The following is a 14,306-nucleotide window of genomic DNA, read 5'->3' on the forward strand; positions in this document are numbered from 1 at the left end:
CCTTTTAACTCAATTTCAAAGCCATATCTATCATAGCTGAAAACTGCTCCAGGCTATGATTGGGAATGTATATTCCCTTTTTGGGACAAGTGGCTTGACAAATTCCACATCCTTGACATAAAAACGGATTTGACTCCACAGTCTTTTTTATTTCACCATTTTTTATATATTCAATAAGTGAAAGCGCATTATAAGGACAAGGGTCAATACAATAACCACATCCATCACAATTTTCATCAACGACTTGAGAAACAATAGGGGATAAAAATATCTCATCTTTAGATAGAATTAAAACCCCACGGTTAGCAGCAGCCATAGCCTGAGCAATACTTTCTTCCATAAATTTTGGGCCTTGAGACAAGCCACAGATAAATATGCCTGCCACAGGGGTATCCACCACACTTAAATCCTTTAAGGTTTCTTGAAAGAAACCAAATTCGTCTAAGGGTATATTTAATATCTGTGCTAATTTTTTGTTTTCTGAGGATGGTATGATCGGCAAAGCCAAGGCAAGAATATCTGCATTTATCACAAGCTCTTCTCTTAAGATTGGGTCATACACCTTTACTTTTAACTGTGACCCACCTTCCTCCATTTCTACTTGTGGCTTTTTATCCAAGTCATAACGGATAAATACTATTCCTTTGTTTCTTGCTTTTCGATAAACGTCCTCCCTAAAACCAAAGGTTCTTATATCCCGATAAAGGATATATATATTTATCTCGGGATTTTTTTCTTTCAATTGGATAGCATTTTTCAAAGAATGAGTGCAACAGACCCGACTACAATAAGGCCTATTATCATCTCTTGAACCTACACATTGGATAAAAACTACATTTTTGCTATTTTGTAAAAGTTTATCTCCTTTAGCAATCCTTTCTTCTATCTCTAAAAGACTCAAAACTCGGGAATGTTTTCCATAGAGATAATCTGCTGGTCTATCCTCTTTACCTCCTGTAGCTATAATAATTATTCCATGATGGACTTCCTGATTTCCTGATGGGGTATTTAAGATAGTAGTAAATGCCCCTACCTTGCCTTTGGTCTCAACAATTTCTGTTTTTTTAAACACCTTAATTAAAGGATGTTTTTCCACCTGTTCAATTAATTCTTTTAAAAAGCTTTGAATATTTCTTCCTTGCCAAGAAAAATAAAGTTTTTTGGCTATACCACCTAATTGTTCAGTCCTTTCCACCAGATAAACTTCTATTCCTCTTTTGGCTAAATGTAGTGCCGCTGAAAGTCCGGCAATGCCTCCTCCGATCACTAAACCTTTCTTAAAAACACTAGGTCTTTTTCTGAGTAAAGGTTTTTCTAAAGCAATTTTAGCCACCGCCATTTTGATAATCTCTGTGGCCTTTTCAGTAGCTGCTTCCTGCCAGTCTGCATGGACCCAAGCACATTGTTCACGAATATTAGCTATCTCTATCAAATAAGGATTTAACCCTACCTCTTCTCCAATCTTTTTAAAATGTGTTTCATAAAGTCTGGGGCTGCAGGCAGCGATTACCATGCGGTCTAACTTGAATTCCTTGATTTTTTCCTTTATAAACTGCCTTCCTTCCAAGCTACACAGATTAAAATGTGCTTTAGCACATACTACTTGAGGCAATTGTTTTAAGTCTTCTAATATTTTATCAATCTTAATTATATCACTTATACTACCCTGACACTGGCAAATAAATACACCTAAACGGGGTTCTTGAGAAAAAACAGGTGGATAAGGTTCAATAACCTTTTCAGGGGTTTTTAAAACCAGAGATGCTTCAGCAGCCGCGGCACTAGCCTGAATAGTGGTATCTAAAATATCCTTGGGCTCTTGGAATACACCGCATGTATAAATTCCTGCCCTGGAAGTTTGAACAGGTCTTAACATATCTACAGACACAAAATCATAATGATTAAGAGCAATACCTGTTTTTTGGGCTAATGCTACCATTTTTGGAGAAGGGGAAAAACCTACAGAAAGGACCGCCAAATCAAACTCCTCCTCTTTCAACCCCCCTTCAGGAGAAGCATATCTTACTATCACATTTCCATTTTCAGGACTTTCTAAAATGGCATGAACCCTGGAACGAATAAACCGGACCCCTGCTTCTTTGGCCTTGGTTAAATATTGCTCACCTTTTTTCCCATAGGCCCTTAAATCCATAAAGAAAATACTTCCCTGAATATTTCGTTTTTGGGTTACGATAGCCTCTTTTAAGGCATACATACAACAGACACTGGAGCAATAACCATGATTATTGGTCACATCTCTTGAACCTACACATTGCAGCCAGGCAACTCTTTGAATCTTTTTTCTATCCCAAGGCCTCACCAAATCTCCGAGAGTGGCGATGGAATTTTTTATTAACCGTTCAAATTCCATACTAGTTATAACACTAGGTAATTTGAGGTAATTATAAGCATCATAAATAGAGGCATCAGAAAGCCTGGCTCCGCTGGCCAAAATAATTGCCCCTACATTTAAATGGCGGACTTCTTGAGGAGCATTAAAATCAATAGCTTGAACAGGACAAACCCGTTCGCATTCCTTACACTCACCTTTAGTGAAAAATAAACAATTTTTGGTATCAATCACATATCTATTGGGAAAAACAGAAGCATAAGGCAAGTAAATGGCCTTCCTAGATTGGAGTTTCCTCAGAAAGGGGTCATTTACCTTCACAGGGCATTTAGAAGCACAAATACCACAAGCATTACATTTATTATTTACATATTGCGGACCTTGAATAAGGGTTACCTGAAAGTTCCCTGCTTCTCCCTCTACTTTTTCTACTTGTGTCTGAGTCAAGACTTCTATATTGAAATGATTGATACAGGCAGAGAGTTTGGGATAAATATGACAGTAAAAGCAGGTGGGATATGTTTTAAAAATTTGAGCCATCAAACCACCTAAAAAAGGTGATTTTTCTACCAAGTAAACATAATACCCTGCCTCTGCTAATTCTAAGGCTGCATGAATACCACCTATTCCCGCTCCAATGACCAATATCTTATCCATCTCTCAAGCTTCCTTATATTTAATTTAAAAAATCATTTTTTAAACATCTTATCATGTTTGTCAAGAGAAACTCCCTTGGATATTCCCCAGAATTTAGAAGTCAATCTTTAAAAACATTGATGAATTAAGGATTTTTGGCGTTCAATAAGTGGAATAAGAAAATACCTCAAGGTTAACTTCACTAATCTTTTTAAAAAGTAGAGTTGGTTGAAAGGAAAAAAAATGTCTTAATGTGCATCTGATTTTTTTTTCAACAGCCTGTTAAAATCGAAAAAACAATTTTCATGCTGTGTGTAAGGTCAGTTACTATATTTGACCGTTTTCTTTTAAAGTTATCACAGATTTTGGGAAAGTAAAAATCTTGACTTAGATAAAAAACCATGCTACTTTTTTCTTTGAAAATTCTACATTGGCAGGCGGGGAGGGGTGGCCGAGTGGTTTAAGGCGGCGGTCTTGAAAACCGCTGGGTCCTTAAAAGGGACTCCGCAGGTTCGAATCCTGCTCCCTCCGCCAAATGAGGAGAGATGGCCGAGTGGACGAAGGCGCTCGCCTGCTAAGCGAGTGTGGGGTTAATAGCCTCACCGTGGGTTCGAATCCCACTCTCTCCGCCAATATTCAATTTCTGTGTTTTTGGATTATTGTTTATCATTATAATAGAAAAAATAATAGAAAATTTTAAAAAAATTAAGAAAGCAAAAGGGTCTATCTCTTGACTCCCGTAATCAGGAAATCAAAAGAGAAATTATTTCGGTTGGTTCTCTTAATGCCAGTTTAGTCCACCCTAGAGAAGTCTTTGAACCAGCAGTAAGAAATTTAGCCGCTCAAATAATTTTAGCTCACAATCACCCTTCAGGAGACCCAGAACCATCAGAAGATGACATAACAATCACTAAAAGATTGATAGAAGCTGGTAAAATTATGGGCATAGAAGTAGTTGACCATATTATTGTAGTAAAAAATGGATTTTTTAGTTTTAAAGAAAAAGGCTTACTGGAACAAACTTGAAATATAAAATTGACTTATTTCAAATTATTGTCTAAACTTGAAATAAAAAGGATATTTATTTCAATTTAACGGCGATAATAAATATGCAAAAGTTTGAGGTAGGTATTTATAAAAAATGCTTTCAAGGAAAGGACTATGAGTATCAATATTTTAGTCCTAAATTTATTAATAAACCATTTGAATGGGAGGATAAAAGAATCACTTTATTATTAGAGGAAGCAGTGCGTTTGGTAGGAGAGTTTAATGCCTACTCTTTGTTGGTTCCTGATGTTGATTTTTTTATAAAAATGCATGTAGTTAAAGAAGCAACGCTCTCTAGCAGAATCGAAGGCACAAAGACTGGTGTAGAAGAGGCGATTCTTCCTGAAGAAGAAATAATCCCTGAAAAAAGAGATGATTGGAGAGAGGTGCAGAATTATATCAAGGCAATTCATTACGCAGTCTCAGAGCTTGAGAAGCTCCCTCTTTGTATGAGGTTGATAAAGAACGCTCATAGAATTTTACTTTCCGGAGTGAGAGGGAGGGAAAGGCAACCAGGAGATATAAGAAAAAGCCAGAATTGGATAGGAGGTTCAAGTTTGCAGGATGCTATTTTTATTCCACCGCATCATACAGAAATCCCAGACCTTTTGAAAGATTTAGAGGAATTTTGGCATAATAAAAAGTTAAGTATCCCTACACTGATTAAAGTTGCCTTGACACACTACCAGTTTGAAACTATCCATCCATTTTTGGATGGTAACGGAAGAATTGGTCGTCTTCTTATAACTTTGCAACTTATTGATTATGGGTTTTTAAAAAAACCTTCTCTCTATCTCTCAAGTTTTTTTGAAAGACACAGGGCATCTTATTATGATTCTCTTAATTTAGTCCGAACAAGCAATAACATTGAGCAGTGGTTAAGATTTTTTCTTACAGGGGTTATTACTATTTCTAAAGAAGGGATAGATATTTTTGAAGAGATTATTAAGCTTCGTCAATTATATGAAAGAGAGATTATGAAGTTTGGGCGCCAGGCAAAGCTTGGTCATCGAGCTTTGCTTTTTATGTTTTCTAAACCCATTGTAGACGTGAAAACTATCAAGACGGAACTTGATGTTGCTTTTAATACTGCTAACTCTCTTCTCGGTAAATTTTTAAAAGCAGGACTCGTTAAAGAAATAACCGGCCATTCCCGTAATCGCCTTTTTGTTTTATGGAAGTATTTAGATTTATTTAAAAAGTAATTGTGACAGATAAAAATTTACAATCTGAAATAGAAAAACTAAAAGCCGAAATTGAACGGCTAAAGAAAGAATTAAAGAAAAGAAAAAAGTATGGTTTAGTGGGGGAAGATAAACCAGAAGATGTGGTTAAGATGTGCAGGGAGAAACTTCCAGTTCTAAAAGAGGTAAAAACTAAGGAGATAATTACTGATATTACTGATAAAGAGAAACCGGTAAATTTACTTATTGAAGGAGATAATTATCATGCTCTTTCTGTCTTGAATTATACTCATGTTAAAAAAGTAGATGTGATTTACATTGACCCGCCGTATAATACTGGAAATGATGAGTTTAAATATAATGATGCTTTTAATCATTCTAGTTGGCTTGTTTTTATGAAGAATAGATTAGAAGTAGCGAGGAATTTATTACAAGATAATGGAGTGATTTTTGTTCAGTGTGATGATAACGAACAAGCATACTTAAAAGTCTTAATGGATGAAATTTTTGGTAGAGACAATTTTATAAATACTATTAGTTTGCGAATTAGTCCCCCAGAAGGAGTAAAGACTACCTACATGTATATGCTAGAAACAGACAAAAAATAGAGGTTAAACCTGTTTATGTTAAGGCGGATAAATGGGATACGCATTATGGATCTTACCTCGAGAATATCGAAGAACCAATGGAAAGGGGAGAATAATACCCTTATCTCAAAAATTAAAAGAAGAAGGATTAATAGCTGATCTAGACGATAAAAGATTTACTAAATGGATTATTGATAATTCTAACAGAATATTTCAGTTAATTGATGCTGGAAAATATAAAAATATTAAAAAATACCGGAAAGATAAATTTCAATGGACGGATGATGGAAAAATTATTATTTACAAAGGAAGAAAAGTACATTTTTTGAAAGAAGGTTTAAAAGAGACAGATGATGGGTTAACATTAGATAGATTATTATGTGATTTCTGGAAAGATATTTCTTTTAATAATCTCTTCCAAGAAGGCGGAGTTAGTTTAATTGGAGGCAAAAAACCTGAAAAACTTATTAAAAGAATTCTGGAGATGTTTACTACCAAGGATGATATTATCTTAGATTTCTTTATGGGGACCGGAACTACTTGTGCTGTTGCCCACAAAATGGGTCGTCAATACATTGGAGTTGAGCAGCTCGATTATGGAGAAAATAGCGCAGTTGTTAGGTTGAAAAATGTGATTAACGGCGATCAAACTGGTATTTCAAAAGCAGTTGGTTGGAAAGGAGGTGGCGATTTTGTCTATCTAGAACTCCTAAAATGGAACCAAAATTTTGTTGAGAAAATCCAGAAGGCAAAAACAAAAGAGGAACTTAAAAAGCTTTGGGAGACAATGAAGAAAAAAGCTTTTTTAAGCTACAAGGTCGATGTGAAAACTATTGATGAACATGCAAAGAATTTTGAAGAGTTGTCTATTGAGGATCAGAAAAGATTTTTGCTTGAGTGTTTAGATAAAAACCACCTTTATGTCAATTACAGCGAGATTGATGATGAGGAATATGGGGTAAGTGAGAAGGATAATAAGTTGAATAGGGAGTTTTATGACTATGACTTTTAAACTCTGGAGTGAATTAAATCCAAAAGCAAAAAAAGAATTAAAACCTGATTTTGGTTTAAGGAGTTGGAATTCTTTAAGTAGTGATGAGAAATATAAAATTTGGAAGTGTTTAGAATGGTATTTTTTTGACAAAGATATAAAAACTAAATACGAAGGATATTATCTATCAAGAAAAATCCATTATTATAAATTTTTTGGAGAACCTCCGGAGAATGGGAAAAAGAAGAAAAGAATTTATTTTTCGATAGCGGCTCTTAATCATAAGTATAAAGCTAAGAGCTATGCTAAAAATTTTTTAGAGGATAACACATTAAATTCAGCATGCCATGACTTCTATGAAATTTTTATGAATCAAGACGAAAATGTTGTAATGGAGTTACTCTCTTTATATTCCCTTTTATTAATTCCTGAAAGAGCAAAAGGAACAATACATAAGAAAGAAGGAGAGTCAGAAGAGGAATATAATCAAAGGTTAGAAAATTGGAGGTGGGAAGAATTTGATAAATTTCGCAAAGACTTGAACGAAGTTTTTACTGATTTTGGAATAAATCTTTATTTAACAGGACAAGGTTTTGCACCCCGGCAAGAAGAGAAAATAATTAAGGAAATTTATGAGCCTGTTTTAAATTATTTATCACATTCAAAATGGACAGAGGTTAGTAAAATTTTATCAGATGCATTTGATGAGTATAGAAAAAATACTCCTCAGGGATATAGCAATTGTGTTACGAATGTTATTTCTGCTATTCAAGCATTTTTACAAATTGTAGTTAATGGGAAAACCGGTAAGGGAGAAATTTCTAAATTAATTCCGATCGCTCAAAAGAAGAAACTAATACCTGATGATTTTTTCACGCAGAAGATTTTTGACAATTTAGAATCAGTTTTTGCCAGACAAAGACAAGAAACTGGTATAGCCCATCCTAAGAAACAATATGCCAATGAAAAGAATGCTCGTTTGATGCTAAATTTAGCAATGGTATTTCTTCAACATTGTATACAAAAATAACTATGCTCCACCAAACATTTAATTCAATAAAAGAATCATTTAGACATTATGGCTAAAAATAATTTCCAAAAAGGCGAAATAGTAATTTATAAAACTCCTAAAAATGAGGTTGAGGTTGAGGTGCGATTTGAAAAAGAAACTGTTTGGTTAAGGCAGGATGAAATTGCTCGTCTCTATGGCAAAGAGCGTTCTGTTATTACGAAGCATATTAATAATATTTTTAGAGATAAAGAAGTGGATAAAAAAAGCAATGTGCAAAAATTGCACATTGCTGGTTCTGATAAACCGGTTGCTTTTTATAGTTTAGATGTAATTTTAGCGGTTGGGTATAGGACCAATTCAGCAAGGGCTATCCATTTTAGAAAATGGGCAACCAATGTTTTGAAAAGATATTTATTAAAAGGATATGCCATAAACAAAAAGCGCCTTTTGCAGACGCGGAGTAGGTTAAAAGAATTACAAAGTGCAATTGACTTTCTGCAAAAGAAATCTAAATATCAACTTTTAACTGGTCAGGAAAAAGAAATATTAGATTTACTTGCCAATTATTCTAAAACCTTAAGTCTTCTTGAGCAGTATGACAAAGGTAGAATAAAATTAGTAAAAAAATCCAAGGCGGAATTTGTTTTAGAATATGAAGAAGCAAAAAGGATTATTAAAGAAATAAAAAAAGATTTAATAAGTAAAAAAGAAGCAAGTGATTTATTTGGTCAAGATAACGAAGGAAGATTAGCAGGAATTATAAAAAATATTTATCAAACATTTAAAGGCAAAGAATTATATCCATCACTGGAAGAAAAGGCTGCCCACCTTTTGTATTTTATTGTAAAAGATCATCCTTTTATTGACGGAAATAAACGCATCGCCTCTTTTTTATTTGTTTATTTTCTGGATAAAAATAATTTTCTTTATAAAGAAAACCGCGAAAGAAAAATCAATGACAATGCTTTAACTGCTTTAACTCTTTTAATTGCGGTTAGCGAGCCAAAAGATAAGGATATTTTAATTAAAATCATTACAAATTTAATTAGTTAAAGATTATGCTTTATGAAACTCTTAATGCCTTAAAAGAATCTTTTGGGCCAGATTATTTTACCAGTCGCGTAGATGATGGGATAGCACAGAACCTTAATCCGAAGTTTGAATTGCGGGAATATCAAAAAGAAGCCTTGGGTCGGTTTGATTTTTATTTTTCTGAATATCAAAAAAGGCAATGGCCGGCTCACTTACTTTTCCATATGGCGACCGGAAGTGGAAAGACGCTTATAATGAAAAGTTTTTCCAAGTTTTTGATTTTGACGAAGGCAGGCCATTTGAGCCAGATTTCATAATGATTTTGAAGAAAAGGAACAAGGTTATTAGTATTTATCAGATTTTTATTGAACCTAAAGGGGTTGGACATATGATATGAATAAGCGATTTGAATTATCACAAGAGGGTTGGAAACAAAAATTTTTACTTGAGATAGAAAATAAGGCGGATACGGATTTGAAATTTGAGAATAAGTACTTTAAACTAATGGGATTGCCGTTCTATAATAAAACATTAGAAAAAGAATTTGAGGAGGCATTAGAAAATAAGATATTAAAATAGGTTCGAATTTTTTCCAACAGACACCGCCATTTTTTAATCTATGACTCCTATTAAATCGTAATCATTAGCATCTGTAATTTTTACCTTTTTTATCTCACCTAAAGAAAATGCTCCTTTAGTAATATAAACCTGACCATCTATCTCTGGTGCTTGCCATGGTGTTCGTCCCATTCCCACACAATCTTCTTCTAATTTTTCAATAAAAACAGGTTGTTCCTTACCAATGTAATTTTTGTGCTTTTTACGCACTATTTGTTTTTGAAGCTCCATCACTTCTTGATACCTCTGTTCTTTCATTCCCTCAGGCACTCTATCTTCCCATTTAAAGGCCTGTGTTCCCTCTTCAGGAGAATATTTGAATACACCCAGATGGTCAAATTCTATTTCTTTAAGAAAAGAAAGGAGTTTTTTAAAGGCTACTTGGGTCTCGTTAGGGAACCCCACCATTACCGTGGTGCGCAATTTTACTTCTGGTAGCTCTTCTCTCAATTGAATCAAGGTTTGCCTTATTTCCTTTTCAGTCATGCCTCGTCCCATAGCCTTCAACACCTTAGTATCTATATGTTGAATAGGAATATCCAGATAAGGAGTGAGGTGTTGGCAGGTAGAAAAGACCTCTATCAACGGAGGAATATGCTTAGGGTGGGTATAAAGAACCCTTAGCCAGGTAACACCTGTTTTTTCAAGTTGCTGAATTAATTTAGATAAACACGGTTTTCCGTAAATATCTATTCCATAAGCAGTGGTTTCTTGGGCTACCAGAATTACTTCCTTTATTCCTTGGGCAACTAATAATTCTACTTCCTCATAAACATCCTCTATGGGTCTACTTTTTAACCTCCCTCTTATGACTGGGATGGTACAAAAGGTGCAATGATTGGAACACCCCTCCGCAATCTTGACATAAGCAGTAAAAGGATTTGAAGGCAGACGTTTTAGATAGTGCTCTTGCTGCCAACCTGAACCTCCTAAGAGCAAACAAGGCAAAAATGGCTGTTTTAACCACTTAGGCAATGTAGCTAAACTTTTAAGCCCAAACCAAGCATCTACTTCAGGGAACAAACTTATTAATTTCTCTCGATAACGCTCTACTAGACATCCAATAACAATCAATTTTTTCCCTGGTTGTTTTTTTTGCGCAAGTTCTAAAATGGCCTCTATGGATTCTTCTATAGCTGGTTTAATAAAAGCACAGGTGCTTAGGAGAAATATTTTGGCCTCTTTTGGTTCTTCCACAATCTCAAAACCTGCTTCATAAAGTAAGGCAGATAAAATCTCGCTATCTACCAAGTTTTTAGGACAGCCTAGGGAGAGAAAGTATACTTTTTGCATCTTACCTTTACAAATATCTTATTGCTATAATAAATATTTTCACATTTTGCAAACTTTTCACCCTTATCCTGACTTTAAGCTTAATGGTAAAGATAAGTTTTGAAAGGATGATGTGGGAACTTGAGGACATTGAAGAATTGGTGTTTATATATCCTAACCATAAGGTTTTGAAGAAAATAACAAGGCTGTCTGAGAAACAAAGAGGCTTTTTGATATCTTTACTTTATCTGCCTACCTGCCTGTGCGTTGCACGCAGACAGGCCAAGGATACAGTTAGACAAACTTACTCTGGATTAAAAAGCAATGGTATTTCTGGAGAAAATAAATTTTTTTGACCTTCTTGGCGAAAATCAGGTAATAGTGAGAAAAGTTAGGCGAAGTTTAAGGTAATTAATTCATTTATAACAAAACTTGCTCTAACCGTTTAAAATCTAGGTATTTTTGCGTAAGTGCTAGCCCTCTTTCTTCTTTTTCTTTTTCTTTAAGACTTACACGGGCAGCAATGTCTCGGACCTTTTGGGCCACTGTATAAGTATCATCTCCCACAAGAATAATGGGAACATTCTTCTGGTCTGCTTTTGAGAGAATAATATTGTTGGGAATGAGATTACCAGTTAGTATCAAACACTTTACCCCTTCTTCAATAGCTACTAATTGAATATCTGCCCTATCACCCCCTACAATTACACCTGGGTTTAGGGAATTACGAAGGTATTCAGTAAACTTGTCTACTTCCATACCTCCTACAAGGTAATTTTGCACAAAGTTATTGGCACCTTGGTATCCTGAAAGTAGTTGTCCTCCTAGTTTCTCATTCAATTCGGACACCTTTACAGCGCTAAGGAAACTATCATAAGGTATGAGACCTAGCACCGGAATCTCTCTTTTTTCTAACCAAGGAACAATTAACTCTGTGATGTCTAGTCTCTGCTCTTCCTTTATATGGTTTAATACTATTCCCCGGAAATCTTCCTTCAATATTTTTTTAATTTCGGTGATATTATCTAAAAAAGACGTTCCTGTGTATTTATCAACAAGGATAAGCTGAGCATTTAATGCCCTTATTATGTCTACTCCAGAAATTCCTAGAAAAGCCCCTTGCCATACTGTTTCTGAGCCGCCTATTATAACTATGTCTTTTCTAGTGGCGATAACTTCAAATGTCTTCTTGACCTCTGACATTAATTCTCCTATCTCTCCTCGCACAGCCTTTACCATTAATTCATAATCTAAAAGAACAGGAGATATATAAGACAAATCATCTTTAAGTCCTAAGCTCTGATAGATAAAATAGGCCAGTCTATCAGTAACGATATCAGTTTCTACCCGGTAAGGAGTAGTTCCAAGTGGTTTGAAGTAACCGACCTTCAATTTTTTTTCCAGAAAATATTTCCCTATTCCTAAGGTAATAAGCCCCTTGCCTGAAAAGGGCACCGTTGATCCAATATAAATTACTTTCATTATTTTCTTCCTCCATATTAACTACTAATTCAAGGCTTAAAAATTTTTCTCTTCTTTTCTTTCTACTGCTGCCTTTAAATATTGATAAGCCCTTTCTGCTTCCTTAACGGCTGTTGGGTCTTCCAAAGTGGTAATGTCTCCTAACTTCTGTCCTGTAATAACTGCCTTAAGTAATCTTCTCATAATCTTTCCACTTCTTGTCTTAGGGACTGTCTCCACAAAAAGAATAATGGCATCTGAGGCCACAATAGGGCCAATGGTCTTTCTTAAGTGCAGTTTCAATTCTGTCTCAAGCTCTGGGCTTGGACTAACTCCCTGTTTAAGCACAGTAAAAATACAGGGCACTTCTCCTTTTAACTTATGTGGTTTTCCGATACAAGCAGACTCCACTACCGTTGGATGCATAAGCATAGCTGACTCTATTTCAGCAGTTCCTACTCGGTGACCTGCAACCTTAAGCACATCATCTGCCCTTCCCAAAACCCATAAGTATCCATCTTGATCCTTTACCGCATAATCGCCTGTGTAAAACCGCCACTGTTTGTTTTTTGTAAATTTTGACCAATAAACATCAATATACCTCTCAGGGTCTTGATATAATGTCGTAAGCATACTTGGCCAGGGAGTAGATATTACAAGATAACCCCTTTCTCCAGGGTTACAAGGGTTTCCATCTACATCCAAGACTTCCATTTTTACGCCAGGTAATGGGAAACCATTTGTTCCTGGTTTAAGGGGAAAGATTTTCCCTAAACCTGGGAAATGTCCTGTCAATATCTGGCCTGTTTCTGTCATCCACCAGGTGCTTGTGGCAACCACATCCTCTCTCCCCAAGTTCTTAAAGTACCAGTGGAATACCTTTGGATTGATAGGTTCTCCTACAGAATGGATAATTCTTAAAGTAGACAAATCGTGTTTTTTTATAAGATCTAATGGGAATTTCATCAACATCCTTATAGCCGTGGGTGTAGTATAAAATACGGTAACCGCATATCTTTCTATAATATCCCACCATCTGTCAGGCCAAGGGTAATCCGGTGCACCTTCATACATGATGGTAGTAGTGCCTGTCATTAGCGGTCCATAAACGATATAAGAATGCCCTGTGACCCACCCAATATCAGCCACACACCAATAAATGTCTTCTTCGTTTATATCAAATATAAGCTTCATAGTAGCACATAACCCCACGGCATAACCACCAATGCTATGTTGAACACCTTTTGGTTTTCCAGTAGTGCCTGATGTATAAAGGATATAAGAGATACTATCTGATTTGAGCCTTTCTGGTTCTATTCTTGCATTTTCGGGAATATCTTTAATAAATTCATGGTGCCAAATATCTTTTATTTCCTTCCAAGGTATACCTGGCCTGTCTGTTCGGTTAACTACAATGACATGTTCTATATTGTGCCCCCGTTTTTCACAAATATTTACAGCTTCATCCACAATCTCTTTTAATGGTTTTACTTTACCCCTTCTATATAGAGCGTCCGCAGTAACAATTATGCGTGAGCCAGCCGCAATTGCTCTTTCAGCTAGAGCCAAGGCACTGAATCCACTGTAGACAATACTATGTGATGCTCCAAGTCTTTGCACTGCCAACATATAAAGGAGAAGTTCGGGAATCATAGGCATATAAAATGTCAAGATTTCATCCTTCTTAACACCCAACTTTTCCCTTAAAGCATAAGCAATGCGGTTTGTCTGCTGATAAAGGTCGTAGTAGGTAAATTTTTTAAGCTCCTTGGGTTTTTTGACTGTTTCATCATAAGGTTCTCCTTCCCAAATCAAGGCCAGTTTGTTCTTTCTCCCTTGCTCAATTTGCCAATCCAAACAGAGATAGGATAAGTTTGTTTCTGCTCCTACAAACCACTTATAAAATGGAGGATTGCTATCATCAAGAACCCTATCCCACTTCTTAAACCAAAAAAGCTTATTTGCCCATTTCTCCCACCAGTTCTCAATAGCCTTCTTATCCTTAATAGTATTTTCATGAAATCTCTGATATTCTTTAATGTCCCACACTTTGTCTTTCCAAGAAGAGGGCACTATGTACTGTCCAAATTCTTCATAAATCCTTTCTTCTGCCATT

Annotated in this window: 13 protein-coding genes and 2 tRNA genes; 11 read left to right on the top strand and 4 right to left on the bottom strand. The window is 35.5% G+C overall.

All coding sequences use genetic code 11. From position 1 onward, the window contains the following. Positions 1-4: 4 nt before the first annotated feature. Positions 5-3,007, bottom strand: coding sequence for an FAD-dependent oxidoreductase (locus tag HS1_RS13770; protein ID WP_066063825.1), 3,003 nt, complete (start codon positions 3,005-3,007; stop codon positions 5-7). A gap of 420 nt (positions 3,008-3,427) precedes the next feature. On the opposite strand from HS1_RS13770, the gene HS1_RS08350 reads away from it, so the two are divergent. The 10 genes from HS1_RS08350 to HS1_RS08390 all read left to right on the top strand — a co-directional run bounded on the left by HS1_RS08350 (position 3,428) and on the right by HS1_RS08390 (position 9,418). Further along, positions 3,428-3,520 (top strand) — tRNA-Ser (locus tag HS1_RS08350). Between the two features lie 5 nt (positions 3,521-3,525). Further along, positions 3,526-3,618 (top strand) — tRNA-Ser (locus tag HS1_RS08355). Between the two features lie 61 nt (positions 3,619-3,679). Beyond that, complete coding sequence (locus HS1_RS12870) at positions 3,680-4,012, top strand: JAB domain-containing protein (RefSeq protein WP_156469427.1); 333 nt, start codon at positions 3,680-3,682, stop codon at positions 4,010-4,012. An 83-nt stretch (positions 4,013-4,095) separates the two neighbouring features. Continuing rightward, on the top strand, positions 4,096-5,238 hold the full coding sequence (locus HS1_RS08360) for a Fic family protein (RefSeq protein WP_066063830.1): 1,143 nt from the start codon (positions 4,096-4,098) through the stop codon (positions 5,236-5,238). 2 nt (positions 5,239-5,240) lie between these two features. After that, entirely contained in the window at positions 5,241-5,825 is a 585-nt protein-coding gene (locus HS1_RS08365) for a DNA methyltransferase (protein WP_066063833.1), read from the top strand. 31 nt (positions 5,826-5,856) lie between these two features. After that, a complete protein-coding gene (locus HS1_RS08370) occupies positions 5,857-6,816 on the top strand; it encodes a DNA methyltransferase (RefSeq protein ID WP_066063836.1) in 960 nt (319 codons plus the stop codon). Further along, positions 6,806-7,825 (top strand): hypothetical protein, encoded by a 1,020-nt coding sequence (locus HS1_RS08375; RefSeq protein WP_066063839.1) that lies wholly within the window; start codon positions 6,806-6,808, stop codon positions 7,823-7,825. Before HS1_RS08370 ends, HS1_RS08375 begins: the two co-directional genes overlap by 11 nt. A 48-nt stretch (positions 7,826-7,873) precedes the next feature. Then, on the top strand, positions 7,874-8,860 hold the full coding sequence (locus tag HS1_RS08380; RefSeq protein WP_066063842.1) for a virulence RhuM family protein/type II toxin-antitoxin system death-on-curing family toxin: 987 nt from the start codon (positions 7,874-7,876) through the stop codon (positions 8,858-8,860). A gap of 5 nt (positions 8,861-8,865) precedes the next feature. After that, positions 8,866-9,156: a DEAD/DEAH box helicase family protein gene (locus HS1_RS08385; RefSeq protein ID WP_066063845.1), complete on the top strand. Its 291-nt coding sequence runs from the start codon at positions 8,866-8,868 to the stop codon at positions 9,154-9,156. Between the two features lie 76 nt (positions 9,157-9,232). Beyond that, positions 9,233-9,418, top strand: coding sequence for a hypothetical protein (locus tag HS1_RS08390; RefSeq protein WP_066063847.1), 186 nt, complete (start codon positions 9,233-9,235; stop codon positions 9,416-9,418). Positions 9,419-9,451: 33 nt separating this feature from the next. Here HS1_RS08390 and rimO read toward each other — a convergent pair whose 3' ends face one another. Next, entirely contained in the window at positions 9,452-10,750 is a 1,299-nt protein-coding gene (gene rimO, locus HS1_RS08395; RefSeq protein ID WP_066063850.1) for a 30S ribosomal protein S12 methylthiotransferase RimO, read from the bottom strand. A gap of 83 nt (positions 10,751-10,833) precedes the next feature. Here rimO and HS1_RS08400 point away from each other — a divergent pair, with 83 nt between their 5' ends. Next, the gene (locus HS1_RS08400; RefSeq protein WP_156469429.1) at positions 10,834-11,085 is read left to right on the top strand and encodes a hypothetical protein; all 252 of its coding nucleotides are present in this window, start codon (positions 10,834-10,836) and stop codon (positions 11,083-11,085) included. A gap of 64 nt (positions 11,086-11,149) precedes the next feature. On the opposite strand, the gene HS1_RS08405 is transcribed toward HS1_RS08400, so the two are convergent. Both HS1_RS08405 and acs read right to left on the bottom strand, forming a co-directional pair. Then, complete coding sequence (locus HS1_RS08405) at positions 11,150-12,211, bottom strand: DRTGG domain-containing protein (RefSeq protein ID WP_066063855.1); 1,062 nt, start codon at positions 12,209-12,211, stop codon at positions 11,150-11,152. A gap of 36 nt (positions 12,212-12,247) precedes the next feature. After that, on the bottom strand, positions 12,248-14,305 hold the full coding sequence (gene acs, locus HS1_RS08410; protein ID WP_066063858.1) for an acetate--CoA ligase: 2,058 nt from the start codon (positions 14,303-14,305) through the stop codon (positions 12,248-12,250). Between the last annotated feature and the right edge of the window lies 1 nt (position 14,306).

Origin of the sequence: Candidatus Desulfofervidus auxilii, from assembly GCF_001577525.1 — a bacterium.
Classification (GTDB): domain Bacteria; phylum Desulfobacterota; class Desulfofervidia; order Desulfofervidales; family Desulfofervidaceae; genus Desulfofervidus; species Desulfofervidus auxilii.